The organism is Butyricicoccus faecihominis (assembly GCF_024462775.1).
GTDB classification, from domain to species: domain Bacteria; phylum Bacillota; class Clostridia; order Oscillospirales; family Butyricicoccaceae; genus Agathobaculum; species Agathobaculum faecihominis_A.
Genome location: NZ_JANGCE010000023.1, coordinates 21,311 through 47,941 on the forward strand (window position 1 = coordinate 21,311; position 26,631 = coordinate 47,941).

Genomic DNA, 26,631 nt, shown 5'->3' on the forward strand with positions numbered 1-26,631 from the left:
AAAATTTTTTAGTCTACCAGTATTTTTTCAGCGTCCGCCTTGCGCAAGGAAAGCTCATAGCCGCGCACCGTGACCTCTACCGGGTCGCCGAGCGGCGCTACCTTACGCACAAATATTTCAGCGCCGCGCGTAATGCCCATATCCATAATGCGGCGGCGCACCGCGCCCTCGCCTTCGACCTTGCGCACGGTCACGGTCGCGCCGCACTTTGTCGTTCTCAAATTACCCATTGTCAAACCTCTCCTTAAACCATAATGCGGGAAGCCATCGAACTCGAAATGGCAACGCGCGAATCCTTGACCGATACGATCAAATTGCCCGCCATCGAGGAAACAATGCTGATCCTGCTCCCCTCAACAAAACCCATGTTCTGTAAAAACTGCCGGGTACGGTCCTTGCCCCGAATCGTTTTAATCGTGGTCTCCACACCTGCGTCGAGCATCGTCAGCGGCATAATGTTCATCCTCTCCTTATAATCAATCGGTAAGTATCGTCCAAAATTTTTGTATAGTTAGTTTCCACTAACTCCTTTTGTATCTGTAGTTTACCATCGCTAACTCGCCTTGTCAAGCGGGTATTTGCAATTTTGTTGCATATTGCTAACTCCACTTTTCCCAGCGCGCCGTTTTTTGGCAGGAGGAAGCCCGCGGCTGCTGTTCCGTACAGCCGCGGGCCCATGCTGCAACCGGCATACGCTGCGGGTATGCCGCCGGGCGTCGATACCCGGGCAAGAAAGGATATTGTATCATAATCGCCGGGCAGCGGCGGTTATGAGCAAAGAAAGTTAGTACGCGGCAAAAGCCTCGCCTAACGCGCGGCACTTCGATAGGCCCGCCTCGTCCGGCGTTTCGTTTACCATCAGGCCTTCGTTTAAGTAAACGTCCGCGCCCGCGTGATCGGCGCGTTCGCACCAATCGCGCATCCACTGGCCGTCGCCCCAGCCGTAGGAGCCGAACAGCGCCACCTTGTGGCCGCCCAGCCTGCCCTCCAGCTCGGTAAAGAAGGGCTCGAACTCGGCCTCCTCCAACACCTCGGCGCCCATGGCCGGGCACCCTAACGCCAGCTTGCCATACCCGGCCGCATCGGCGGCGGACAGTTCGGAGACCTGCTTGAGATCGCATGCCACGCCCGCCGAGGCAATGCCTTCCGCGATCGCGTTCGCCATCATTTCGGTGTTGCCGGTCTGGCTCCAATAAATCACTGCGATTTTACCCATGATAGAAAAACCTCCTGTTGTCGTAAGAAAAAAATATAAACGCTTCTATGCCGCGGCGAACACGTGCAGCAGGCTTTCGCCCTGCTCCACACGCGAAACGACCGCGCGGCATACCCGCGATAAGCGGTCAAATAACCGGTTTGCCTCTTCCGCGTCGCCGTATACCTTCCAGTAGCGCGAAAGCTTGCAGCCCTTCCCGCCGTTGCGGATGAAACCTTCCACATCCTCATAAGGATAGCCCAAAAACAGGCCGATTTCGTGCGGAAAGCTATCGCACCCTGCCATACGGCGTTTCAGGTGGTATAGGAGCGCGTCCAAATCCTGCCCCGCGGGGTAACCGAAATGGTCAAGCAAGCGCGCGGCGCGTTCATCCCTCAGCTGTTTTGCAAGACGGTCCCGGTGGTAAACCAGCAGTAGGAACCGTTCCCTGCACGCGCAGACAATCTCAAATTGGAAACCGCGCGGCGCGAACGCACGCTGGTAATCCCGAATGCGAAGCGGCAGATCGGGGTAAAGCACGCGGTCGCACGCAACCAAGCTGCCCGCCTTGATACCGGCCAGCGTCGGCGAGCAATACGCCGCGAGCAGCCGGTCAAGCATACCTTCCATCATCAAAAAACGCACCTCCTGTTGCCGTTAGCTTGCGCAGGCCGACGGCCTGCCATGCATCATAGAGAGGCTGCGGCGCGGTCCGCGCCGCTTATTCGTTTAGTTAGTCTTTGCTAACTTGTTCATATGTTAGCATATGCTAACTGCAATGTCAAGTCATTTTTGAAAAAATCTCCGCGCTTGTTCCAGCGCTTTTCTTATGCTACACTGGTAACAGAACAGGATGCTAGGAGGACCCCTCATGGAACCGAACGAACGCCACGCTTTGAATGATCAGGCGCTGCGCCGCCGCCTTGCCATCGATTGTGGCAGCTGCTGCGGCCTGTGCTGTACCGCGCTTTACTTTGCCAAAAGCGAAGGCTTCCCTGCCGATAAATCGGCGGGGAAGCCCTGTAAAAACTTATTGCCCGATCACCGCTGCGCTATTCACAGCGCGCTCAAAGCGCGCGGCCTCAAGGGCTGCCTTGCGTACGACTGCTTCGGCGCGGGGCAACGGGTGGCGGCGCGCACCTTCGGCGGCCAAAGCTGGGCCGACCTGCGCGAGGACCGCGAAACGATGTTCGCCGCTTTTCTCTCGGTCTATGGGCTGCACCAAATGCTTTGGTACCTGCTCGAAGCCGCCTCGCTGCGCCTGCCCGACGCGCTACGCGCGCAGATCGACGGCATGATCGGCGAAATAGACCGGCAAGCCGACGCCCCTGCCGCGGCGCTCGCCGCGCTCGATCCGGACGTATGGCGCGGCAAGGTCAATCCGCTGCTGCATGCCGCGTCGGAAACGCTGCCGGTCAATCCCGGCAAACCGCTGCCCCGCGACCTGTTCGGCCGCGATCTGCGCCGCTTTGATCTTTCGGGCCGCGACCTTTCCATGGCGCTGCTGATCGCCGCCGACCTGCGCGGCTGCACATTGCGCGGCAGCAACCTGCTGGGCGCCGACCTGCGCGACGCTTGCCTGCACGGCGCTGATCTATCGCAGGCTGTCTTTCTAACGCAGGCTCAACTGAACGCCGCCGCGGGCGACGGCAAAACAAAACTGCCCGCTTCTCTGCGCCGCCCCGCCACATGGACTTGACCGAGCGCGGCGGACGGACGATCTGTCACCGCGCGACCGGGAACCGCAGGATAAACGACGTGCCCTCGCCGGGCGCGCTTTCCACGCGGATGCCGCCTCCATGCTTTTCCACGATATCCTGCACCAAACTCAGTCCCAGACCGGAACCGCCGACCGCGCGGGAGCGCGAACGGTCCACCCGGTAAAACGGCTCGAAAATATGCGGCAATTCGGCTTCCGGAATGCCGATGCCCGTATCGGTCACGCGCACCTCGACCGCGTCGTCCTCCCGCTTTGCGGAAAGCGTGATCGAGCCGCCCGCGCGGTTGTACTTTACCGCGTTTTCCGCCAGATTAAACAGCGCGCGGTAGAGCATGGTGCGGCTGCCGGTCAACTGCGCCTCCGGCTCCGCTTCAATGGAAACGGAAAGGCGGTTCGCCTGAATCTGCGGCAACAGCTCTGCTTGTATTTCAGTGAACAGCTCGCGCAGCGGTATGGTATCGCACATTTCGCCGGTCTCATCGGAAGACAGGCGCATCAGGTCGTCCAATAGGTGAATCATGCGCTCGGTGTTGGTTTTTGCCACGGCGAGCGTTTTTTCCATGCGTTCGGGCGAGGGCTGCGCGTCCAGCTCCAGCACCTCCAGCCCTACCTGCATGGTGGCAAGCGGCGTTTTCAGCTCATGCGCGGCCGAAGCGGAAAACCGCTTTTGCCGCTCGAACGAGGCGCTCACCTTGTCCATCATGCTGTTAAAGGAGTGCGCGAGCCGCCCGATCTCGTCCTGCCTGCCATGCATCTCCACACGGCGCTTGAAGTTGCTGTCGCCCACTTCCTCAATGGCGGAGGAAAGCTCGCGCACCGGCCCCAACGCGCGGCCAGCCATCAGCCAAGTCGCGCCCGTGCCCAACAGCAGCACGAGCAGCAGACCCGCAAGGCCCCATAGGTTGAATTGGCGGCTGGCCTTGGCAAGCGATACCTGAATCACGGCAGCGTCCATGGCTTCACCTTTTTCGCCTGTTTGCGCGGAGTACGAAACATCGGCTTCCGGCTGCGTCAAGCTGACCTCGCCGCTGCGCATGGATTGGCTTTTCACTGCAGTCGTGGAAAGAGTCGTTTTCATGCCCAGATCCTGCGGCAGGTTCTGCACAAAAATATGGTCGGCGCTGAACATGGACACGGCGGTCAGGATGATGGCCGCCCCGGTCATGACGAGCGCCGACAAAAGCGTCAGCCGCACGCGAAGAGACAGCTTTTTCAGCATGGTTTTTCCTCCTTGTCTATGATATAACCGGCGCCGCGGATGCTCCGAATCATATTCTCGCTTGTAAAGGCCGCCAGCTTGCGCCGGATCATGCTGATATAGACCTTGACCTGATTGGTGAACGGATCGGTCTCGATATCCCACACATGCTCCAGCAGTTCCTCCGCGCTGACCGCGCGGCCCATATGGGCCATCAAATATTCCAGCACGGCGTACTCGCGCCGCGACAGCTCCAGCGGCGCGCCGTCAAAGCTCGCCGTTTTGTTGTTGGTATCCAGAGAGAGGCCGCCCCGTGAAAGGACGGCCTCCTCTTGGATAAAGGAGCGGCGCAGCAGCACGCGGATGCGCGCCTCCAGCTCCTCAAAATGAAAGGGTTTTGTCAGGTAATCGCTGGCCCCGCCGTCCAACCCCAGAACTTTATCCGCAAGCTCGGAGCGGGCGGAAAGAATCAGTATTTTTGTAGGCTTATCCAGCGACCGGATGCGGTCGAGCGCCTCCATGCCGTCTAGGCCGGGCAGGTTCAGGTCCAGCACCACCAGATCGTAATCATTGATTTCGCACAGCTCCACGGCGTCCGCGCCGTCGCCTGTGGAATCCACGGCATAGCCGCATTTACGCAGGCCGTAGCACAGGGCCTCCTGCATATCCGTTTCGTCCTCGACGATCAGAAGCCTCACGTTGGTTCACATCCTTTTTGGTTTACAAGATCACTCGGCGTTTTTCATCATGATATAGACGCGCGCGCCGTCTTCCATCTCGATATACCGGTCGCCGTTTTCGTCGGTCTTGACGTCCGGCAATTCTACGTTCTCGTTTGCGTCCTCGCTGTCGGACGTGGAATAGGAGATCTGAACCTCCACGCCATCGGGATTTTCAGCGCCCTTTGCGCCTTCGGCCGGCGTTGCCTGAGAGAAATAGACGCGGCTGCCGGCCTCATTTTCTAAATACTGGTTGCCGTCTTCATCGGTCTTCAGGTCAAGCTTGGGGGCGTTCGGGTCCTGCCCCTCACCGTTGTGAGCTGCAATGCTCACTGTGGCGGCAAGCATTTTATCTGCGTCGGGCTGTTCCGCGGCAAAAGCGGAAGCGGCGGTAAGCGAAGTGACGGCGGTGGCCAGAAGCAGGCCGGTTGCGATTCTCTGTTTCAACATAATTGTTTCCTCCTGAAATGATTTGTTTCAAAGTTTTTGTGGTTGTTGTTTGTGATCACAAGCTCATTATACAGCAGGAAGGTTAAACGAAGGTTAGAAAACAAAATCGCGTAAAAAAATTGAGGCCGGAGCCACTTTAGTGGCCGCCGGCCTCAATTCAGCTTGTCGAAAAAGTCCTCACGCCGCAGCGTGCATAAAATAAGCTTTTACCACTTGTGGCAAAAGCCATCAAAACCGGGAGCAGAAGGTGAATTGGCCGTAGGCCAAGAGAGGCCGGCCTGGGCCGTGTATCTCGGTTTTGATACAAACCGACTTCAAGTGCGGCCCAGACCGGCTTCTCTTGCCCCGCAGGGGCAATTCACCTTCTGCCTGTAAGGCGCGCGCAGAAGCCGGAATCTCGATCGAAATGGGGCTTTGTTTCGACAGCCTAAATTCATTCATTGAAAGGAAACGAGGATGTCCACATCCTTGCGCTTCGGGATCATCGGCTCCTCCGCCGGGTGCCCAAGCGCCAGAAGCGCCGCGACCTGCTGCCCCTCGGGGATATCCAGCACCTCGGCGACCTTCTTTTCATCATAAATGCCCATGACGACCGTACCCAGTCCGTTCGCATGCGCGGCAAGGCAAAACGTCTGCGTGGCGATGCCCGCGTCGAACGATTGCCAGTGCGTGCCCTGCGAGGTGGTGAACGAGCCGTCCCGCTCGTAGCCCGAACGGCCCGTTATCATCGTCACGGCGACAATGGCGGGCGCGCCGGCGGCGGTTTTCTGGTTGGCCGTAAAGCCGAGCATGCACGCGCCCAGCCGTTCCTTTTTCGCCGGATCGGTCACGATGATGTACCGCGCGATCTGCGTGTTCTTCCAGCTCGGCGCGTAGGCGGCGGTCTCGATGATCTGGTTTACCAGCTCCTTGGTCACCGGCTCCTCGGTAAAGCGGCGCACGCTGCGGCGCGTCTTGATGCATTCGATTGCTTCCATCTTAGATGTCGCTCCTTTGTCCGTTTGGTTTCTGTTCCTTTTCATTTTAACAAAGCCAAACGCATCCTGCAATCAAATACGACAAAAAGTTAGCCAAAATATACTCATTAAATCGCCATATCCTCCAGCACCTTGACCTGAAAGCGGCGGGTGCGCGGGCCGTCGAACTCGCAGAAGTATACGCCCTGCCACGTGCCGAGCAGCGGGCGGCCGTCCTCTATGAGAATGGTCTTGCTCGCGCCGACACAGCTGCTTTTCAGGTGCGCGACGGAGTTTCCCTCCGCGTGGCGGAACTCGCGCCGGTTCGGGAACGCCTCGCGCAGACCGAGCAGCAGATCGTGCCGCACATCGGAATCGGCGTTTTCGTTGATGGTGATGCCCGCCGTCGTATGCGGACAGTAAACAACGCATAAGCCGCTCTGCACACCGCTTTCGCGGATAACGGCGCAAACCTTGTCCGTCACATCGATCATACACGCGCGGTCGGTGCGCAGGGTAAATTCCCGCGTCTTCATGCTTTGTCCTCCCGGTTTTCGCATAAGTAGGTGGCCTCCAGATCGGCCAGATGCAGCTTGACCGCGAGCGGGTACTTCTCATAAGCGTGCGCGATGGCGAACGATCCCGCCTTGGCCGCGTCGTCAAAACCGCCCATATGCCAGCGGATGGCAACGGCCTCTTCGTTTTTCAGGCGCAGAAAGCGCTCGACCAAAAAGACCGACTTTTCGCCGTGGCCGTAGGGAAACTTATCATCGACCACGTAAAACGGCACCTTTTCCCACGTGCCCTGCTCGTTTTTGCGGTTGCGCATCTCCACGCTGTAGAACCCCGCCTTGCACAGATCGTGCAGCAGGGAAACGAGCGTAAAGCTTTCCAAATCGTCCGCGGCAGGGTCGTAATGCTTGGAGATCAGCACATGGTACACGTTGAGCGAGTGCTCGAGCAGCCCGCCCTCGTGCGCCGCGTGGAAGCGGGTCGAAGCAGGGGCCGTGAAAAAGTCCGTGCCCTCCATCCACGCGAGCAGCTTATCCGCGCCCGGCCGGGTGATGTTCTTATGATAGATCTCGATAAATTGTTCCTTTTCAGCGGTCATAGCCGTTCCTCCATTCGGTCGCGCGCCCAAAAGAGCAACGCGTTTCGTTCATTCGGCACAAAGCCGTCGATTACCGCGCCCAGCAGCGCGTCCAGCATATCGCCCACCGCCGGGCCTGCAAGGCCCAGCGCGATCATATCGTTTCCCTTAACGGCAAGCTGCCGCAGGGAAAAGCAAGCTTCGGCCGCGAGCACGTTTTCCAGCAGCCGCTCGGTCTCCAGAAGGGCGGCGACGTCCTCCGGGTGCGTGCCCTGCCCCACCGCGTCGCCCTTTTTGATCATCAAAAGCTCGCGAAAGCGTTTTTCACCGATCTGCGCCAAACGGCGGCGGATCAGCTTGTCGCTGTCGCCCAGCGGCCGGTCGTGATGCTCCACCAGAAAGAGCACGCTTTCCGCTTCGTCCTTGGAAAAGCGCAAACGGCGCACGATCTGTTCCGCCAACACCCGGCTCACGGCCGGGTGGCCGTAAAAGTGGCCCACGCCGCTTTCATCCACGGTTTTACAGGCGGGCTTGCCGCAATCATGCAGCAGCGCGGAAAGCCGCAAAACGGGTTCGGCCGGCACCTGCCCGACCGCCAGCACCGAATGCTCCCACACATTGTATAAATGGTGCGGGTTCTGCTGCGCGCAGCCCGGCATGGGCGCAAGCTCGGGCAGCACTTCGATGAGCACATCGGAAAACGCCATCAGCGCGCGGCACACAAAGCGGCCGCACAATAGCCGCGTCAGCTCTTCCCGCACGCGCTCGTGCGCAATCTGGTTTAACCGGTGCCGCTGCCGCCGCATGGCGCGGGCGGTGTCCCGCTGCACCGTGAAGCCGGTCTTCGCGGCAAACCGTACCGCGCGTAAAATGCGCAGCGCATCCTCCGCAAAGCGCGCGTCCGGGTCGCCCACCGCGCGCAGCAGGCCGTTCTTTAAATCAGCTTGCCCGCCAAAGGGATCGCACAGGCCGCGTTCCGGGTGCCACGCAATCGCGTTCACGGTAAAATCCCGCCGCGCAAGATCGGCGGTCACCTCGCGCACAAAGCGCACCTCGTCCGGCCTGCGGCCGTCCGAATACGCGCCCTCTATGCGAAATGCGGTGATCTCCACCGGCCCGGAATCGGTCAGCACGGTCAGCGTGCCGTGCTTTGCGCCGGTATCGAGCACCCGCTCGTCCGCGAAGACCTCCCGCATTTCCGCCGGGCTGGCCGCGGTGCACAGGTCGTAATCGTGCGGTCGGCGCCCGCGCAGGCTGTCCCGCACGCAGCCGCCGACCGCCCAGGCCTCATAGCCCCGCGCTTCCAGCTTTTGCAGCGCCCGCAATACCCCCGCGGGCAAAGTCATCACGTTTTGTCCTTCTTCTCGCGCAGCCGGTACGCGGTGCCGTCCGGGTTTAAAACGACCGTTGCGTCCAGCTGGTTTTTCAGGCTCTGCCGGAAGCCTGCGATATATTCCTCGCGCAGGGCTTTCTGCTCGGCTTTTTCGGTATCGGTCAGCCCTTCGGCCTTTGCCTTTTTCGCCAAAGCGTTGATGCGCGCGATCTTTTCATTTTCCATAGCTTGCGTCTCTCCGTTTTGCAGATTTTATGTATGCCTATTATACCAAACTCCTCGGCCAAAGTCGACCCCCACTCTAAATTCCTGCCGCCACCTTCCGCCCTTACTTGACCCTTCCCATTCCGCATGATAGAATGTTTTTATTGTCAACCGACACAAAAAAGGAGTGTTTTTCTTCCTATGAAAATCGAAACCAAATGCCTGCACGAAGGCTATGAGCCCGAAAACGGCGGGGCGCGCGCGCTCCCCATTTATCAGTCCACCACGTTCAAGTTTGATTCGACCGCCCACGTCGGCGATCTGTTCGACCTGACCGCTTCCGGCCACTTCTATACGCGCCTGTCCAACCCGACGGTCGCCGCGGTGGAGGATAAGATCTCGGCGCTGGAAGGCGGCGTGGGCGCGCTGTGCACCTCGTCCGGCCAAGCCGCGACCATGCTGGCCATTTTAAACATCGCGGGCGCGGGCGACCATATTGTTTCCACCTCAACAATTTATGGCGGCAGCCTGAACCTGCTGGCCGTCACGTTTAAAAAGCTCGGCATCGACGTGACCTTTGTCGACGGCGAAGCGACGGAGGACGAGCTTGAGCAGGCGTTCCGCCCGAACACCAAGGCGGTTTTCGGCGAAACGATCGCCAACCCCGCGCTGACCGTGCTGGATATTGAAAAGTTCGCCGCGCTGGCCCACCGGCACAATGTGCCGCTCATTGTGGACAACACCTTTGCAACGCCGGTCCTCTGCCGCCCATTTGAGTGGGGCGCGGATATTGTCGTGCATTCCACCACAAAATACATGGACGGCCACGCCGTGCAGATGGGCGGCGTGATCGTCGATTCCGGCAAGTTCGATTGGACGAAGGGCAACTTCCCCGGCCTGACCGAGCCGGACGACAGCTACCACGGCCTTGTCTATACCGACGCCTGCGGCGCAGCCGCCTATATCACCAAGGCGCGCGTACAGCTGATGCGCGACATGGGCACCTGCCAAACGCCGATGGGCGCGTTCCTGCTCGATTTGGGCCTGCAAACGCTGCCGCTGCGCATTCGCCAGCATTCGGCAAACGCTATGACGGTGGCGAGCTACCTGCGCACGAGCGACAAGGTCGATTTTGTCACCTATCCCGGCCTTGCGGGCGACGCCTTCCACGACCGCGCGGTAAAGTATTTGGAAAACGGCGCGGCTTCGGGCGTTATCTCGTTCAGCCTCAAGGGCGGCCGTGAAGCCGCCGAGCGCGTGATCGACGCGTTCAAGCTGGTATCGCTCGAGGTGCACGTGGCCGATATCCATTCGTGCGCGCTGCATCCGGCCTCCGCGACGCACCGCCAGTTGACGGACGAGCAGCTCGTCGCCGCGGGCATCACGCCCGGCCTGATCCGTCTGTCCTGTGGCCTTGAAAACGCGGAGGACATCATCGCCGATGTCGAGCAGGCGCTTGCGCAGGCCTAACGCCTACGCAAGTATTCACCATACGGGCGGCCCATGCGGCCGCCCGCTGAGGCTGTCGAAAAACTATTTTCGACAGCCTTCGATCGAAACAAAGCCCCATTTCGATCGAGAATTCCGGCTTCTGCGCGCTGCGGCGCGAGGACTTTTTCGACAGACTGAGCGGGCGACCTATGCGGTCACCCGCTTTTCAAATCAATTTATCATGTAAGGAGTTTTCACCATGCTGATCCGCCCGATCCAAGCCGAGGACCGCGATTACTTTCTGCGTTCGGTGCATGAATTTTACCATTCGCCCGCCGTTTGCCACGAGATACCCGAAGCAAACGCCGTGCGCACGTTCGAGCTGCTGATCCACGGTTCGCCCTACGCCGCCTGTCTAATCGCCGAGGACGAGGACGGACGGCCCTGCGGCTATTGCCTGCTCGCCCTGACCTGGTCGAACGAAGCGGGCGGGCTGACCGTCTGGCTCGATGAAATATGGATCGACGAGCACATGCGCGGCAAGGGCCTTGGCAGCAAGATCATCGCCGCGGTGCACGAGCGATACAATACCGCCGCCCGCTACCGTTTGGAAGTGACAGACGACAACCCGCGCGCCGCCGCGCTGTACCGTTTGCGCGGCTTTGCCGATCTGCCTTACCGGCAGATGGTGCTGGACACGCCGAACGCGCTTTAAGTCACGCATGAACGAAACGCTATACGAGTTCGACGCGGTGCTGCGCAAGGTACCCGATCTGGACGGGGCCTATATCGAGTTCCCGCACGATGTGCGGCGGGAGTTTCACAAGGGCCGCGTCAAGGTGCGCGCCACGTTTGACGGCGTGCCGTACGACGGCAGTCTGGTGCGCATGAAAACGCCGGGCCACATCCTCGGCGTGCGCAAGGATATCCGCGCGCGGATCGGCAAGCAGCCGGGGGATACCGTGCACGTCACCCTGCGCGAGCGCGCCTAAAACCGCTGCTTCCCCTTTCCGTTTTTTTCTGGTATACTGAACAAACAGAAATCTTGTTTGCTTTAGGGCGGCGTGAGCTCACGCCGCCTCTATTGGGAGGGGATCGCTTTGGCGGCAGAAGCAGAAAAGGTAGAAGCCGGACAAAAAGAAAACAAAATGGGCACCATGCCGGAGGGCAAACTCATCATCACCATGTCGTTTCCGATCATGCTGTCCATGCTGATCCAAGCGCTTTATAACATTGTGGACAGCGCGTTCGTCGCGCGTATCAGCGAAAGCGCGCTGACCGCCGTGTCGCTCGCCTTTCCGGTGCAGCTTTTCATGATCGCGGTGGCGACCGGCGCGGGCGTTGGCGTGAACGCGCTGTTGTCCCGCAAGCTCGGCCAGCACAAGCAGGACGAAGCCGACGCGGTCGCGATGAACGGCGTGTTTCTCGCCGTGGTTTGCTGGCTGGTCTTCGCCGTGCTCGGCCTATTATTCGGCAAAAGCTTTATCGCCCTATTTACCACCGACGCCGCCGTACGCGAAATGGGCACCAGCTACGTTACCGTTTGCACCGTTGCATCGTGCGGGGTGTTCCTGCTGTTCGTGGCCGAACGGCTGATGCAGGCGACCGGCAACACCGTTTACCACATGATCACCCAGCTGATCGGCGCGCTGATCAACTGCGTGCTCGATCCGATCATGATCTTCGGCCTGTTCGGCTTTCCCCGGCTTGGCACGACGGGCGCGGCCCTCGCCACCGTGACCGCACAGATCATCGCCATGTCCATCGGCTTTTTCATCAACGTTCGCTTTAATCACGACGTGCGGCTCAAGCCGCGTTCGTTCCGGCCAAACGGCGCGATTTTGGGCGAGGTGTTAAAGATCGGCCTGCCCGCCGCAGTCACGCAGTCGCTCGCCAGCGTGCTCACCATCGGTCTAAACCGCATCCTCATGCCATTTTCCATGACCGCCGTCGGCTTTTACGGCGTGTACTATAAGCTGCAAAACTTTTTGTTCATGCCGGTCTTTGGCCTGAACAACGCGCTGATCCCGATGATCGGGTATAACTTCGGCGCGAAAAAGTATGACCGTATCCATCGTATCACCAAGTACGCGCTTTTGCTTTCCGTCGGGATCATGGCGGGCGGCACCGTGCTGTTCGAACTGCTGCCACGCCCGCTGCTCGCCCTGTTCAAGGCTTCGGAGGAGATGCTCGCCATCGGCGTGCCCGCGATCCGCATCATCGCGCTTTCCATCTGCTTTGCGGGCGCGTCGGTCATTCTCTGCGGCTGCATGCAGGGACTGGGACGCGGCAACGAATCGCTTCTGGTGACGCTTTTGCGGCAGATCGTCATTTTGCTGCCTCTGGCGGTGCTGCTCGCCCGGGTAAGCCTGCACGCGGTCTGGCTGGCTTTCCCGCTGGCCGAAATCGTCGGTTGCATCGCCGCCATGCTGCTGCACCGGCGCGTTACCGGACGCATGCTGCGGTAGCCTTGGCCCGAATTGGACAAACTATCCAATTTGCAAACATAAATTGTTAACAATTTCCCTCTTGTTTTTCGCCGCGCACCGGCATACAATGAAAGCAAGAAAACCAAAGAGGGTGAGTCCAATGGAAAGTGAAATACACCGCATGGCGCGGAATATCGTCGAGCACCCGCGTTACCAGCAGCTGCGCGAATTTCAGCACCACGGTGAGGCCAACTCCGTTTACGACCATTCGCTGGCCGTGGCCGAGTGCGCCTATGGGATCGCCCGTAAGATGCGTCTGTCGGAGGACGAAACCGCTTCCGTTGTGCGCGCGGCTCTTCTGCATGATTTCTTCGGATACGACTGGCACAGCGACCGGTTCCGCCGGTACTTGAAACATTTCTCCGGTCTGCGCCGACTTGGGCGCATGCACGCCTTTGTGCACGGCCACATCGCGGCCGACCGGGCCCGCTTCACCTTTCGCCTGAGCGAGAGTGAATGCGAGGCCATTGCGCGCCATATGTTTCCGCTTGCCGCTATGCCGCGTACCCGCGTGGCTTGGATCGTCACGCTGGCCGACAAAGTCGTCGCTTCCCGTGAAATGAGTATCGCGCTTGGCGGCTATATGTCCGCGTTCTACCGCAAGGTCATTGCGTAACTTCATTAAAAAATGCCGCCCGGATGTGTCTGTCCGGGCGGCGTATTTTTTAGGTGATGCGCCACGCTCACGATTTTATGCGCGGCGGTAGCCGCGCAACGGCGGGGTGGGGTCACCCCGCCCTACCCGCATGTAGGGCCGAGTGACCCCACTCGGCCGCCCGCGGCTCCTGCCGCGCATTTTATTGTGAGCGAAACGAACCCTCCAACAGAAATAAAAACCGGCAAGCAGGTGCTATCCCGCTTGCCGGTTTCTTACGCTTATTTTTCGCCCGCTTCTCCCTCCGGCGGGCCGTCCCCATCCTCCGGCGCGGGAAGCACGACTGGGATGAGCGACGCGGCAAAGCGGCCCTTTCCGCGTTTTTTAACGTAGAAATAACCGATAAAGGAGAAGATCAGCGCGCCCACACAGTTGACGATCAGGTCCTTCATCGTATCGATCAGGCCCACATCAAGATAGCCGCCGGGGAACTCCATCCAATCCTCGCCGTTGACGACCAGACTCGTGATCGGCTCGTGTACCACCGTGTTGAGCCCGCTTGGATTGAGCGATACCGAGTTGACCGTTTGCACGATAAAATCCTTTTGCATATCCGTTCCGAGCAGTTGATCGGAACCAAACTCAAAAAACTCCCACAGCACGCCCACGGTCATGGAGAAACAAAACGCCACGATCGCCAAAAACAGCGGCGACAGGCGAAAGGTGAACCGCTCGCTTCGATTGAATAGGTCGACCAGCGAAAAGCCGACCGCCGCGACCAGAAAGCCGTTTAGCGTGTGCAGCATCGTATCCCAATACGGGATGATGGTGTAAAACGAATTGATTTCGCCCAAGATTTCCGCCGCGAAGATAAAGCAGTAAATAATGCCCTCCATCACGGGCGGGATATCGATGGACAGGCGCTTTTCCAGCGCCATCGGCACGCAGAACAGGATGAGCGCCAAAACGCACACGAACACGTTCTCGTACCGCCCCATAAACGCCGCGCGGATGAGCGTGAGCACGATAAAGAAGGATAAAACGCCGCGTATGGTCATGCGCCGCCGCACCTGTACCGGCGCTTGTTCTTCAGTTTTCTTTTTACGGCCTAGCATATCAGTTCCTTTCCCAATGGTTCGTTTCTCTTAAGTTTATATTATAGCACCGATCCACCCAAAAGAAAACCATAGCCCCTTTTATTTACCTGCGCGGGGCGGTGTGTTTTTCCTTTTGACGCGCTTTCATTGCAACATCCCCCAAAAGGCATTATAATGAGACCAGCTTGTTTGGATAGAAGGTGTCTTTTTATGTATATCGCGGATCTGCATATTCATTCCCGTTTTTCCCGCGCCACCAGCCGCGAATGCGACGCGCCCCATCTGGATTGGTGGGCCCGCCGCAAGGGGATCTCGCTGCTTGGCACGGGCGATTTCACGCACCCCGCGTGGCGCGAAGAGCTAAAGGCGCAGCTTGAACCCGCAGGGGACGGCGTGTATCAGCTGCGGGAGGCATATCGCCTGCCCTTCGCCACGCCCGGTGAAACGCCCCGCTTTGTCGTGACGGGCGAGATCAGCTCCATCTACAAGCGGGACGGCAAGACCCGCAAGGTGCATAATTTAATTTTACTGCCCAGTCTGGAAGCGGCGAACGAGCTGTCCGCGCGGCTGGAAGCCATCGGCAATATCCATTCGGACGGGCGGCCCATTCTGGGGCTGGACAGCCGCGACCTGCTCGAATTGACGCTCGAGACCTGCCCGGAGGCCGAGTTTATCCCCGCGCACATCTGGACGCCGCACTTTTCCATGTTCGGCGCGTTTTCGGACTTCGACACCGTTTCCGCGTGCTTTGACGATATGACGCCCCACATCCACGCAGTAGAGACCGGACTCTCCTCCGACCCGCCGATGAACTGGCGCGTTTCCGCGCTGGACGGGTTGACGCTGGTATCGAATTCGGACGCGCACTCCCCAGCCAAGCTGGGCCGCGAAGCCAATTTGCTGGAGACCGCGCGCACCTATCCTGCGCTGGTTCGCGCCATCCGCACCGGCCAAGGGTTTGAGGGCACGGTGGAGTTTTTCCCGGAGGAAGGCAAATACCATTTGGACGGGCACCGGAATTGCGGCGTTTGCTTAACGCCCGCCGAGACCGCCGCGCGGGGCGGTCTATGCCCGGTCTGCGGCAAAAAGCTGACCGTTGGCGTGGAGCACCGGGTCGAAGCGCTGGCCGATCGCCCCGCGGATTTCCGGCCCGCAGCGGCCAAGCCCTTTGAAAGCCTTGCGCCGCTGCCCGAGGCCATTGCGGCTTCCACCGGCGGCTCGGCCACGGGCAAAAAAACGCTGGAACAGTACGAGCGCATGCTCCGCGAATTGGGGCCGGAATTTTATATTTTGCGGCAAGCGCCAATCCCGGATATCGAACAGGTTGCGGGGCCGTGCGTGGCCGAGGGCATTCGCCGCCTTCGCATCGGTCAGGTAGACCGGCGCGCCGGCTTTGACGGCGAATACGGCACCATTTCCCTGTTAACCCCCGCCGAGATCGAGCGGTTCAGCGGCCAGATCTCCCTATTCGGCGCGGAAGCGCCGCAGGGAAAGAAAAAGGCGGCCAAAGCGCTTGCCAAGGCCGCCCCGGCGCTGTCCGCCGCACCGGTGGACGAAGCGCCGAACCCGGAGCAGCTGGCGGCGATTGCCGCCGCGGAACAGACGGTGGCGGTCGTGGCCGGGCCGGGCACGGGCAAGACCAAAACGCTGGTCGCCCGCATCGCCCATTTAATCGAAGAACGGGGCGTGAAGCCGGGCGAGATCACCGCCGTTACCTTTACCAACCAAGCGGCCGCCGAAATGCTCGATCGTTTGGAAAAGCGGCTGGGCGGCAAACGCGCGGTGCAGCGCATGACCATCGGCACCTTTCACGCGATCTGTCTGAACCTTTTAAAGGGCGCGCGTCTGATCGGTCAGGGCGAGGCGCTTACCGTCGCGGCGCAGGTGCTCCGCGAGCACGCGGGCAAGGGCGGCCCACGCGCGCTGCTGCAAGCGGTCTCCCGCGTAAAAAACGGCGCGTCTTTGGAGGATACCGGGCTGGGCGGCGACCTATATGAAGCTTACTGCGCGCGCCTGCGGCAAATGGGCGTTTTGGATTTCGACGACCTGCTCACCGAAGCGCTGGGGCTGGATACCGCGGGCCTAAAAAGCTTTTCCCACCTGCTGGTGGACGAATTTCAGGACATCAACGACACCCAATATGCACTGATCCGCGCGTGGAGCGAACACGGCAAAAGCCTGTTCGTCATCGGCGACCCGGACCAGTCTATTTACGGCTTTCGCGGCGCAAGCGGCCGCTGCTTTGAGCGGCTGTTGGAGGACTGCCCGAAAGCGCGCGAAATCCGCCTACAGCAAAATTACCGCTCCGCGCCGGAAATCCTCGCTGCGGCCGCGCCGGTGATCGAGCAAAACCCCGGCGGTTCACGCGCGCTTGCCGCGCACCGCGCCCCCGGCGCCGCCGTGCGTCTGGTGCGGGCGGCGGACGGTTTCGCGGAGGGGATCTTCATCGCCAAGGAAATTGGCCGCATGGTCGGCGGCGTCGATATGCTGGAAGCGCAAAAGCTGGAGCACGAACGGGAGATACGCGCCTTTTCCGATATCGCGGTGCTTTGCCGCACGCACCGGCAGTTAGAACTGATTGAAAAATGCCTGACGCACGACGATATCCCCTGCATCATCAGCGGCCGGGAGGATTTTCTGGATGATGATACGGTGCGCGGCGCGCTCGCCTTCTGGCGGTCGCTCCAAGCGCCGGACGACGCGGCGGCGCTTGAGACCGCGCTTCACCTGCTGTGGCGCTGTCCGGCCGATCTGATCCAAAAGGCGCAGGCGGCCTGCGCCGCGTTGGACACGTTCGATCCCGATCCTCTGCGCCCGCTCGCGGCGGGCTACGGCCATCTGGAAGCGTGGCTCGGGCGCGCCGAGGAATGGCTGCCCCATATGAAGGAAAAGCCCCGCAAGCTGGTGGAACGCTGGGCGGAGCAGTACGGCGATTCGCCCGCCCTGACGCGCCTGCGGGACATGGCAGTGTTTTACGCCACCCTGTCCGAGCTGTGGAACGCGCTGACGCTGGGGCAGGAAGCCGACTTGCGCCGCGCCGCGGGCAAGGGCTGGCAGTCCGGCGCGGTGCGGCTGATGACGCTGCACGGCTCCAAGGGGCTGGAATTTCCCGCCGTGTTCGTGGCCGGTATCACCGCAGGGTCGCTTCCGCTGGAATCGCAGGCGCGCCCGGCCGACCTCGAAGAGGAACGGCGGCTGTTCTACGTCGGCATGACGCGCGCGCGGGACGAGCTGATCCTTACCGCGGGCGGCGAGCCCTCTGTTTTCCTAAACGACCTGCCTGACCGTGTCAGGCGGGAAAACGCCGCGCGGCGGCGTGACGCTCCGCTGGAGCAGATCAGCCTATTTTAAAGGTGGCGCAATATGCAAAAAATCATGATCATAGAAGACGACCCGGCGATCCGGGACGAACTGGCGCTGCTGCTCGGCAACGAGGGCTTTGAGCCGCTGACCGTCACGGATTTCACACAGGTGACGGCACAGATCGCGGCGCGCGCGCCGGACCTGATCCTGCTTGATCTGGGTCTTCCCGGCAGAGACGGCTTTTCGCTGTGCGCCGAGATCCATAAGCAATCCGCTGTGCCCATCATTTTCGTGACCAGCCGCGATTCCGCGATGGATGAATTGCGGGCGCTCAGTCTTGGCGGGGACGATTACATCACCAAACCCTATAATATCCCCGTGCTTCTGGCCCGCGTCAAAGCCGTGCTGCGGCGCAGCGGCGGCGCGGCGGACACAGCGGACGTACTGGAAACAAAAGGCCTGACGCTCAGCCTCGCGGGGGGCGTCGCTTCCAAGGGGGCGCAAACCGTGGAACTGACCCGCAACGAAATCAAAATTCTGGCCCATTTAATGAACCGCCCCGACGAGATCGTTTCCCGCGCCGATCTGATCGAAGCCCTGTGGGACAGTCAGATCTATATCGACGATAATACACTGAGCGTAAATATGACCCGGCTGCGCGCCAAGCTGGAAGGGCTGGGCCTGCCCGGCTATATCAAGACCCGGCGCGGATTGGGGTACCAGATATGAAGTTTGGCGAATTTTTATCCGACCGGCTGGGGCGGCTGGCCGTGCAGCTGCTGTTCATGGCGGCCGTGGCCGTATTCCTGTTGTCCACGGGCACACAGTCCGGCGTGCTTACCATTTTTCTAATCTTCTGGTTTCTGCTCATGGCTGGCACGCAAGGGTACGATTATTACAAATGCCGCGCCCATCTGAACGAACTGACCGCCATTATGGATGGGCTCGATCAAAAGCACCTGTTCGCCGCGTGCGCGCCGAAACCCAAGAGCCCTTACGAGCGCCGGCTGTTCGAGCTGATGCGCCGGTCCGGCAAGGCGATGATCGAAGCGGTATCGGACGCGGAGGCCGGCCGGAAGGAATACCGCGCCTACGTGGAAAGCTGGGTGCACGAAATTAAAACGCCCATCACGGCGGCCCAGCTCCTTTGCCGCCATGCCGATGCGGAAACGCGGCGCAAGCTCTCCTACGAGCTTGCGCAGATCGATAATCATGTGGAGCGCGCGCTTTTTTACGCCCGGGCCGAAAGCTCGGAAAAGGACTTTATCATCCGCCAAACCGATCTGGCGGAGATCGCGGCGCAGGCGATTGAACGCCACCGCACGCTATTGATCCAAAACGGCGTGCGCGTGCAAACGGAAGGGCTTGACCAAACCGTTTATACGGATGGCAAATGGGCCGGCTTTATGCTGGGCCAGCTGCTGCAAAACGCGGTGCGCTATCGCGGGAACGCTCCGGTCATCACGCTATCCGCGCGGCGGTTGGGGCGGCAGGTGCAGCTTACGGTGCGGGATAACGGCATCGGCATTCCCCCGCACGAGCTGTCCCGCGTGATGGAGCGGGGCTTTACCGGCAGCAACGGCCGCGCGCGCGGCGGCGCGACCGGCATGGGGCTTTATCTCTGCCGCCGGTTGGCGGGCTTTTTGCAGATCGATCTGCGCCTTGCCTCCGTCCTTGGCCGGGAGACCAGCGTCAGCCTGACCTTTCCCGCCCAAGAAAACCTTTCAAAAATGTAAGATAAGGCACGGTTAGTTCGATACCACAAGCTTTGCTTCTGGTGTATCCTAACATCATAAGCAAGGAGGGCACGAACATGCTGCATGTACAAAACATTGAAAAATATTACGGAAGCAAAAACAACGTGACCAAGGCGCTCGACCGCATCAGCTTTGACGTGACGGACGGTGAATTCATCGCCATCATGGGCGCGTCCGGCAGCGGCAAGACCACGCTGCTCAACTGTATTTCCACCATCGACACGGTAAGCGCGGGCAGTATTTTGCTGGACGGCGAGGATATCGCCGACCTGCCGCAGAGCGAGCTTGCCCGCTTCCGACGGGAGAGGCTGGGCTTTGTCTTTCAGGATTTCAACCTGTTGGACACGCTGACGCTAGAAGAAAATATCGGCCTTGCCCTTACGATCAACCACGCGGACAGCCGCACCGTGCAAAAGCAGGTCATGAACGTGGCGCAAAAGCTGGGCATCGAGGACGTGCTGGGCAAGTTCCCCTATCAGGTATCCGGCGGACAAAAGCAGCGCGCGGCCTGCGCCCGCGCCATGGTGGCCGGGCAATCGCTCATTCTGGCCGACGAACCCACCGGCGCGCTGGATTCCAAGGCTTCCAAAAACCTGTTGGAGATTATGTCGCGCATGAACCGGGATATGGGCGCTACCATCCTTATGGTCACGCACGACGCGTACAGCGCCAGCTATGCTTCGCGCGTGCTGTTTCTGAAAGACGGGCGGCTGTTCAACGAGCTGATCCGCGCGGACCGCACCCGGACCGTGCTTTACCACGAAATACTCGACGTGCTGGCTCTGCTGGGGGGTGACGTCAGTGACGTTATCTAAGCTTTCCCTGCGCAACGCCCGGCGGCAGGCGCGCGACTATCTGGTCTACTTTGTCACGATCGTCATGGCCGCCGCGCTGGTCTATGCTTTTAACGGGCTGGTCTTCTCGCAGGAGATCCGCACGCTTTCCAGCATGATGGACAGCCTTCCTCTCGTGATCGTTTTGTCCAGTCTGGTGGTTATCGGTATCATCGGTTGGCTGGTGCAGTACACCACCACCTTTATGCTGGCCAAGCGCAGCCGCGAGCTCGGCACCTATATCCTGATCGGTCTGGAAAGCCGTCAGGTCGCCCGGCTGTTTTTCTTGGAAAATCTAGCCGTCGGCGGTATCGCGCTGGTTTTAGGCACGCTGCTCGGCAATCTGTTCTTTCAGGCGCTGCGCGCCATCACGTTGGCGCTGTTCGGCGCGCCCTACACGTTTAGCTTTGCCTTTTCCCTGCCGGCCATTCTGCTCACGCTATTCTATTTCGCGCTGATGTACCTGTTCGCGCTTTTTAAGAGCCGCAAGCGCATCCGCACCATGAAAATTTGCGACTTAATTTACTTTGACCGCCAAAACGAAGGCGAGGTTATCCAAAAAAGCCGCTTAAGACGCAGAATTTTCATCGTTTCCATCGTTTGCGGCGTCATCGGCACGCTGCTGCTTCTTTTGCGCAATTTGCTATTCGGCATCATAGGCGCGGGTTTCATTATTTTTTTCCTGTTCGGCTTCTTTCTCAGCTTTTCCTCCGGCGTACCCGCCTATTTCGACAAGCGGCCGGGGAAAAAGTATAAGGGGCACACGCTGCTGATCTTCCGTTCCCTTTCGGCCAAGCTGGCCACTATGGGCGTGGTCATGGCGACGATCGCCCTGTTGTTTACCGCCACGCTGATCAGCGAGGGCACCGGCCTGCTGTTCCACACCATGTTTCAAAGCCGCACGGAGCAGACCACCTGCTTCGACCTGTTTATCGGCTCCACCGGGCGGGACGACACCCGCTTTGACGATTACCTGACTTATATCGACGCTAACATCCCGGTGCGCGATTTCCGGGAGTATCCTATCTATCAGGGTGAAAATTTGCAGGTCACAAATTATGTCGAAAATCACGCGGACTATTGGAAGCTGTTTGACTGCGACACCCTGATGAAAGCCAGCGACTACACCGCGCTGCGCGCCATGCTGGGCTATCCCGCGGTTTCACTGGAACCGGGCGAGTATGTGGTCCACTGCATGCCCTATCTGGAAAGCGTGATGCGGGGCTATACCGAAGCCCTGACCGTGGGCGGCAAGTCTCTACTGCCGGGCGGCGTTTATACGGAAACCTTTACCCAGTCCCTCTGGGACGGCAACGGCCGCGGCTTTGTGCTCGTCGTGCCCGACGCGGTAGCCGAAGCCCGGCCGGTCAACCACAGCATCTACGCCGCTATGACGGACGCGCCGGTGCCTGCCGCCGACTATCGCGCTCTGTCCGATATCCGCGACGCAAGGGACGAAACGATCGACGGGTACGACACGCTTTTCTCCAAGGCCGCTGTCGAGGCGGAGAACGCCTCGTCGTACGCGATCATCGTCTTTCCGCTTTTCTATCTGGCGCTGGTACTCACCATGGTGTCCGCCACCATCCTGACCATTCAGCAGCTCAGCGAGACCGACCGCTACCACCGACAATTTGAACTTTTGCACAAGCTGGGGATGGAGCGCCGTGAAATGAAGCAGGCCCTATACCGGCAGTTCGCGATCTACTATACCATGCCCGCCGTGCCGCCGCTGTTCATCAGCATCCCCTTTATTCTGGCGCTGGGCGGCGCGCTCGATCCCGGCGATCTGGCCGGGCCCGCGCAGCTTTTCCAAATCGCGGGCATTACCCTTGGCATCTTCTTTTTCATCTATTTCGTTTATATCCTGACGGCCTACGTCAGCATGAAACGAAACGTCCTGCCCGCGTAACACCGCTTTCTATTTGCACACAAAAAAGCACCGCCAAAAGCGGTGCTTTTTCTATGCTACGAGTGTATGGACTTGAACCTGCGCAACTCCCCCCTTTTTAGCTTGTTATCTTGTCGAAAAACGGCATATATTTGCGCTTATGAAGTGAGAAACTTTGTAAAACCCAGTGTTTAATCCACTTTTTTACAACAAGGCAAAAACGATTTTTATATTTAATAGCCACACCTTTTCCTCATTAGTCAGTTCGAAGTCATAGGGAACCGCTCTCTGGTTGATTCTTCCGTTTATTTTGTCCGCCCTGAGTCCCGGCGGGAGAGCCGTGGTGTTTTTGAGGTCCGACATCAAAAATCGAGGCCCTCAGCTTTTCACAGTTGAAGGCCTCGGAAGGCTTAAAACACTGGTTTTTCAAATCTTTCCCGTACAAATAATACGATAGATGTCATTAAACGCAATGGGAACCCGTTCTGTGGTGGAAACGCTGCATCCCCATGCCTACCGCTTCCGGTTTATACATCGATCCAGCAGCTTCAGCAGCCGCTCCATTTGAATCGGCTTTGATAGGTGCCCGTTCATACCGCTTGCAATGGATTTTATGCTATCCTCGTCAAAGGCGTTGGCGGAGAGGGCAATGATGGGGACGCTGCGGGCGTCTGGTCTGCCGGATGTGCGGATGCGCCGCGTGGCCTCCAGACCGTCCATCACCGGCATCCGAATGTCCATCAAAATAGCCTCGAACAGCCCCGGCTCTCCGGCGCAGAACTTATCCACCGCCTCGCTGCCGTCGGCGGCGCCCTCAACAATAAAGCCGTGCATTTCCAGAAGAGTCTGGGCGATCTCCCGGTTCAGTTCATTGTCCTCCACTAGCAAAACCTTGCAGCCGTTGAAATCCGGAAGAGTCTTTTCCGGTGCCTGCGCGGCAGCTTTGACGGGTTCCTGTTCCGCATAGCCGAGGGCCAGCGTAAAGAAGAATTCTGAGCCCTTATCTACCTCGCTGTATACTTCCAGTGTTCCACCCATCATTTGAACCAGCCGACTGGATATGGACAGGCCCAGACCTGTGCCTCCGCGACGGGAATCCGCAGCGGAATCCGCCTGCTCAAAAGCATTGAAAATGTGTGTGGCAGCGGACTCAGCTATGCCGATACCGGTGTCGATCACAGAGAAGCGAAGGATAGCCGCAGGTTCCGCCTCCAGTTCCTCCACGCGGACGGTTATAGTACCCCGGTCGGTAAATTTGACAGCGTTGCCGATGATATTGACCAGCACCTGATTAAGCCGCAGGCCATCCGCCATGAGGAGACGGTTCTCTCTGCGCCCATCTTTAAAGCGAAGGGTCAAATGCTTTTCTCCGGCCTGTGCCTGAAACAGCGCTTCCAGCTCGGCGAGCAGCTGGGAGAGGTCCATAACCTCGCGTTTCAGCTCCAGCTTGCCGCTCTCAATGCGGGACATATCCAGAATGTCGTTGATGAGGCTTAGAAGGTATCCGTTGGCCGCCTCTATTTTTCTTAAACAATCCAGTATCTTGGCATGGTCGTCCACCACGCTCTTAGCGATGGTGGTCATGCCGCTGATGGCGTTCATGGGGGTGCGGATCTCGTGACTCATGTGCGAGAGAAAATCCGTCTTGGCCTGACTCACCGCGTCCGCTTTCGATTTCATGATAAAGGAGGGGACGATCTTCACCAGCTCCTTCAACAGTTTCCGCTGCTCCGGGGTCCACTGATAGTCACCCTGATCCACCTCAAAGCTCATGGAGCCCGCATATTCGCCATGATCCCAGATCGCGGCATGGAGGCAGGAGGCAATATCAGAGATACCCTCCCGGACATTGTGGTCCGCCAGACCGTCCTCGTCGTACATGTTGGCGCAGTTATCGAAATCCTCCTCAGAGACATAGAAATTCTGGCCCAGCTGAAGGTCGGCCCTATTGCGCGCCCACTGATGGGTAAAACGATAACTCAGAAACGCCCGGTTGTTTTCAATAATTGATACCCTGTCAAAATGGAATGATTTTCCGATGCGGGAGAGCAGCAGGAAAACGGCGTCGTCCAGATTCTTGGATTTGCCCAATAAGTCCAAGGCAAAAGACACCAAATCGTCACCTGACCGGAAGGCCTCGTGTTTAATGTCGTTGATGGGATGCTCCTCCGTGTAAAGCTTCGTCAGGAGGATACCCAACTCATCGGATGTGTCCAGATAGCAGGCGGCCCGTCCCTTGCCGTGCGCCTTGACATATTGAAGGGTACTCTCGGCGCAGCGGTAGAGTGCGCTGTAATCGCCTGCCACTTCCGTGCTGCACATACCGATGCTGACGGAGATATGTAGGCCCTTTTCCGTGTCGGCGAGGAGTCCCCGCACCGACTCCGCAATCCGCGGCCCAATCACGGCGGCATCTTTTTTGCTGCTGTGCTTGAGGAAGAGCATGAACTCATCCCCGCCCAAGCGAATCTGGATATTGTCCGCCCCCGTCTCGGTAAATAGGACTTCTCCAACCTCCTGAAGGAGCGCGTCGGCGAATATCCCGCCCTCCTCCTGATCGATCATGCCAAAGTCGTCCATGTCCAATAGCATCATCACGCCATGCTCGTCCGGCGCCCGGCGCGTCAGATAATCCCGGACCAGTTGAATCCCGCTCTCCTTATTGTAGAGCCCGGTCAGGTTATCTCTGGATTGTGCCGCCTGAAGCGCCTTCTCCATCTCTTTCTGACGGGTAATGTTTTCCACGATCCCAACCGCCAGCTGCGGCGCGCCGTTCTCCCCACTTGAAATTACGGACAGCGTCACTCTGCACCAAAATGTACCATTTAGACTGCTGTACTCACAGGCCGCGGTCCGCTCGCCGCGCTGGATGCGCTCGTACATCTCATAGTAGGCGGGGCGGCATACCTCGTCCACCTGTTCCACGGCAAAGCTGCGGGGCATATCCGCATAGTGCGCCCGGCTACGGTAGATAGAAGCGGTGCGCTCCGGCACCACGCACTCCCCACTCTGGGGGTAGTAGTAAAATTCACAGGTATTGGTATGCTCCAAGGCAAGATGAAGGATCTCGTTGCTTGCCTCCACCTGCTCGGCCAGACGCCGGTTACGCTGCTCGGACAGCTTTCGCTCGGTGTTGTCCAGATAGACCCCTTGAATAATCTCTTTTCCGTCGCTGTCCAGAAGGACCTCGGTACTACCGATAATCCAGCAGGTTGTCCCATCTTTTTTCTTGCGCAGACGGTACTCAAAGCTGGTTTTATCACCCGGACGCTGTAGCTTTTTGACCGCCTTCAGGATATATGCCCGGTCCTCCTCCACGATGAGGTCGGCCAGGTTCCATTCCTGTCTGGCCCAGAATTCCTCAGGAGTGTAGCCAAAGATACGAATGGCCTCCCGGTTGGCGCTTTTGAACACCACGGTCTGGCCCTCCATGCGGTACTGCACGATGCCGCAGAGGACGGATTGGAGCAGGTGGTCATACTGGAGCGCCAGCCGCTTTTGCTCCGCCGCCTGCCGCTCCAGACAATCCCGGGCCTCCATCTCGGCGGAGATATCACGGACTACACTGATGCAGATCGCCCGGCCGTCCTCAGACCGCCCCTTTTTTCCGATGGCGTTGACCCAGATATAACTGCCGTCCTTTTTCAGCAGCCGGTATTGAAATTCATAGTCCGCTCTGGAGCAGTGGTCCGCCGTTACGATGTCCGTCACCCGTTCCCGATCCTCCGGATGGATGCAGTTGACGACCTGCCCGCCGGTGGTCGCGATAAACTCTGTGTAGGTATAGCCCAGATAGCTCAGGATGCGGTCGTTGACGTAATAGAGGGGGAATCCCGGCTCTAAATAGCCCCCCAGTATACCGCCTGGTATGCTGCTTCCGAGAATGTCCAACGCTTTGCCCGTCATCCGCGCCTCCATTTGGGACCGGTTCAGGCAGGGGGAAGGGAAGAACTCCCCCTCCTCCTGCCGGCGATCCGGCGTGGATGCGTGTATGGAGGCGATGCTGCACACGCCGTCACTGACCTCCACGCAAGTGGCGGACACACGAAACCAAACGGCTGCCTCCTTATGCCCCTTCGGCCAGATCGTGGCGGTGAGCAGGACCGACGCCCAGTGGTTTCCGCCGTCCGCCTCCTCCATCTTTTCATATTCAATTTCGCACGGGTCCGGCATTTCAGCGAACTCCGCACGCAGGATCTCTTCCACCTGACGGCGCCCGCAGGCCATCTCTGACTTTCCCGTCCCCAGCCACTGTACTTCTTCCGTCAGGTAAGCCAATGTTTGTTTCAGGTCGCGCCGGAGCAGATAGGCGTCAAAGAAGGAGCGGACAAAAGCAGTGGCCGTACCTGATTGCATCATGGCTCTTCCTA

25 protein-coding genes are annotated in these 26,631 nt (G+C 59.1%); 11 read left to right on the forward strand and 14 right to left on the reverse strand.

Annotated features, from left to right (window positions below; genetic code table 11):
• Positions 1-8 precede the first annotated feature (8 nt).
• The 4 genes from NE562_RS11965 to NE562_RS11980 all read right to left on the reverse strand — a co-directional run bounded on the left by NE562_RS11965 (position 9) and on the right by NE562_RS11980 (position 1,828).
• Positions 9-230: a FeoA family protein gene (locus NE562_RS11965; RefSeq protein ID WP_280962656.1), complete on the reverse strand. Its 222-nt coding sequence runs from the start codon at positions 228-230 to the stop codon at positions 9-11.
• Between the two features lie 14 nt (positions 231-244).
• Complete coding sequence (locus tag NE562_RS11970; RefSeq protein WP_280962657.1) at positions 245-454, reverse strand: FeoA family protein; 210 nt, start codon at positions 452-454, stop codon at positions 245-247.
• A gap of 330 nt (positions 455-784) precedes the next feature.
• Positions 785-1,216, reverse strand: a complete 432-nt coding sequence (locus tag NE562_RS11975) for a flavodoxin (protein WP_280962658.1) — start codon at positions 1,214-1,216, stop codon at positions 785-787.
• Between the two features lie 45 nt (positions 1,217-1,261).
• On the reverse strand, positions 1,262-1,828 hold the full coding sequence (locus tag NE562_RS11980; RefSeq protein ID WP_280962694.1) for a DUF3793 family protein: 567 nt from the start codon (positions 1,826-1,828) through the stop codon (positions 1,262-1,264).
• A 238-nt stretch (positions 1,829-2,066) separates the two neighbouring features.
• Between NE562_RS11980 and NE562_RS11985 the strand changes: the two genes are divergently transcribed.
• Positions 2,067-2,894, forward strand: coding sequence for a pentapeptide repeat-containing protein (locus NE562_RS11985; RefSeq protein WP_280962659.1), 828 nt, complete (start codon positions 2,067-2,069; stop codon positions 2,892-2,894).
• 25 nt (positions 2,895-2,919) lie between these two features.
• On the opposite strand, the gene NE562_RS11990 is transcribed toward NE562_RS11985, so the two are convergent.
• The 8 genes from NE562_RS11990 to NE562_RS12025 all read right to left on the reverse strand — a co-directional run bounded on the left by NE562_RS11990 (position 2,920) and on the right by NE562_RS12025 (position 8,886).
• Positions 2,920-4,134, reverse strand: a complete 1,215-nt coding sequence (locus tag NE562_RS11990) for a sensor histidine kinase (protein WP_280962660.1) — start codon at positions 4,132-4,134, stop codon at positions 2,920-2,922.
• The gene (locus NE562_RS11995; RefSeq protein ID WP_280962661.1) at positions 4,128-4,811 is read right to left on the reverse strand and encodes a response regulator transcription factor; all 684 of its coding nucleotides are present in this window, start codon (positions 4,809-4,811) and stop codon (positions 4,128-4,130) included. Before NE562_RS11995 ends, NE562_RS11990 begins: the two co-directional genes overlap by 7 nt.
• Before the next feature lie 30 nt (positions 4,812-4,841).
• On the reverse strand, positions 4,842-5,282 hold the full coding sequence (locus tag NE562_RS12000; protein WP_280962662.1) for a hypothetical protein: 441 nt from the start codon (positions 5,280-5,282) through the stop codon (positions 4,842-4,844).
• A gap of 437 nt (positions 5,283-5,719) precedes the next feature.
• Entirely contained in the window at positions 5,720-6,259 is a 540-nt protein-coding gene (locus NE562_RS12005; protein WP_280962663.1) for a nitroreductase family protein, read from the reverse strand.
• A gap of 107 nt (positions 6,260-6,366) precedes the next feature.
• Positions 6,367-6,774 carry a secondary thiamine-phosphate synthase enzyme YjbQ gene (locus tag NE562_RS12010; protein ID WP_280962664.1) on the reverse strand — a complete coding sequence of 136 codons (408 nt, stop codon included), beginning with the start codon at positions 6,772-6,774 and terminating at the stop codon, positions 6,367-6,369.
• Positions 6,771-7,349 carry a hydrolase gene (locus NE562_RS12015; RefSeq protein ID WP_280962665.1) on the reverse strand — a complete coding sequence of 193 codons (579 nt, stop codon included), beginning with the start codon at positions 7,347-7,349 and terminating at the stop codon, positions 6,771-6,773. The genes NE562_RS12010 and NE562_RS12015 overlap by 4 nt, the downstream gene beginning before the upstream one ends.
• The gene (locus NE562_RS12020; protein WP_280962695.1) at positions 7,346-8,674 is read right to left on the reverse strand and encodes a CCA tRNA nucleotidyltransferase; all 1,329 of its coding nucleotides are present in this window, start codon (positions 8,672-8,674) and stop codon (positions 7,346-7,348) included. The genes NE562_RS12015 and NE562_RS12020 overlap by 4 nt, the downstream gene beginning before the upstream one ends.
• On the reverse strand, positions 8,674-8,886 hold the full coding sequence (locus NE562_RS12025) for a DUF896 domain-containing protein (RefSeq protein ID WP_280962666.1): 213 nt from the start codon (positions 8,884-8,886) through the stop codon (positions 8,674-8,676). Before NE562_RS12025 ends, NE562_RS12020 begins: the two co-directional genes overlap by 1 nt.
• A 180-nt stretch (positions 8,887-9,066) precedes the next feature.
• Here NE562_RS12025 and NE562_RS12030 point away from each other — a divergent pair, with 180 nt between their 5' ends.
• The 5 genes from NE562_RS12030 to NE562_RS12050 all read left to right on the forward strand — a co-directional run bounded on the left by NE562_RS12030 (position 9,067) and on the right by NE562_RS12050 (position 13,401).
• Positions 9,067-10,335, forward strand: coding sequence for an O-acetylhomoserine aminocarboxypropyltransferase/cysteine synthase family protein (locus NE562_RS12030; protein WP_280962667.1), 1,269 nt, complete (start codon positions 9,067-9,069; stop codon positions 10,333-10,335).
• A gap of 220 nt (positions 10,336-10,555) precedes the next feature.
• Complete coding sequence (locus tag NE562_RS12035) at positions 10,556-11,011, forward strand: GNAT family N-acetyltransferase (protein ID WP_280962668.1); 456 nt, start codon at positions 10,556-10,558, stop codon at positions 11,009-11,011.
• A 7-nt stretch (positions 11,012-11,018) separates the two neighbouring features.
• Complete coding sequence (locus tag NE562_RS12040) at positions 11,019-11,288, forward strand: DUF1905 domain-containing protein (RefSeq protein ID WP_280962669.1); 270 nt, start codon at positions 11,019-11,021, stop codon at positions 11,286-11,288.
• A 108-nt stretch (positions 11,289-11,396) separates the two neighbouring features.
• On the forward strand, positions 11,397-12,764 hold the full coding sequence (locus NE562_RS12045; RefSeq protein WP_280962670.1) for an MATE family efflux transporter: 1,368 nt from the start codon (positions 11,397-11,399) through the stop codon (positions 12,762-12,764).
• 121 nt (positions 12,765-12,885) lie between these two features.
• Entirely contained in the window at positions 12,886-13,401 is a 516-nt protein-coding gene (locus NE562_RS12050) for an HD domain-containing protein (RefSeq protein WP_280962671.1), read from the forward strand.
• A gap of 260 nt (positions 13,402-13,661) precedes the next feature.
• Here the strand turns inward: NE562_RS12050 and NE562_RS12055 are convergent, their stop codons facing one another.
• Complete coding sequence (locus tag NE562_RS12055) at positions 13,662-14,495, reverse strand: hypothetical protein (protein WP_280962672.1); 834 nt, start codon at positions 14,493-14,495, stop codon at positions 13,662-13,664.
• Positions 14,496-14,687: 192 nt separating this feature from the next.
• Here NE562_RS12055 and NE562_RS12060 point away from each other — a divergent pair, with 192 nt between their 5' ends.
• The 5 genes from NE562_RS12060 (at position 14,688) to NE562_RS12080 (ending at position 22,282) form a co-directional block, all read left to right on the forward strand.
• Positions 14,688-17,828 (forward strand): UvrD-helicase domain-containing protein, encoded by a 3,141-nt coding sequence (locus NE562_RS12060; protein WP_280962673.1) that lies wholly within the window; start codon positions 14,688-14,690, stop codon positions 17,826-17,828.
• 12 nt (positions 17,829-17,840) lie between these two features.
• Positions 17,841-18,509 (forward strand): response regulator transcription factor, encoded by a 669-nt coding sequence (locus tag NE562_RS12065; protein WP_280962674.1) that lies wholly within the window; start codon positions 17,841-17,843, stop codon positions 18,507-18,509.
• Complete coding sequence (locus NE562_RS12070; RefSeq protein ID WP_280962675.1) at positions 18,506-19,516, forward strand: sensor histidine kinase; 1,011 nt, start codon at positions 18,506-18,508, stop codon at positions 19,514-19,516. The genes NE562_RS12065 and NE562_RS12070 overlap by 4 nt, the downstream gene beginning before the upstream one ends.
• 77 nt (positions 19,517-19,593) lie before the next feature.
• Positions 19,594-20,352 carry an ABC transporter ATP-binding protein gene (locus NE562_RS12075; RefSeq protein WP_280962676.1) on the forward strand — a complete coding sequence of 253 codons (759 nt, stop codon included), beginning with the start codon at positions 19,594-19,596 and terminating at the stop codon, positions 20,350-20,352.
• On the forward strand, positions 20,339-22,282 hold the full coding sequence (locus NE562_RS12080) for an ABC transporter permease (RefSeq protein WP_280962677.1): 1,944 nt from the start codon (positions 20,339-20,341) through the stop codon (positions 22,280-22,282). The genes NE562_RS12075 and NE562_RS12080 overlap by 14 nt, the downstream gene beginning before the upstream one ends.
• A 492-nt stretch (positions 22,283-22,774) precedes the next feature.
• Here NE562_RS12080 and NE562_RS12085 read toward each other — a convergent pair whose 3' ends face one another.
• Positions 22,775-26,620 (reverse strand): PAS domain-containing protein, encoded by a 3,846-nt coding sequence (locus NE562_RS12085; protein ID WP_280962678.1) that lies wholly within the window; start codon positions 26,618-26,620, stop codon positions 22,775-22,777.
• Positions 26,621-26,631 lie beyond the last annotated feature (11 nt).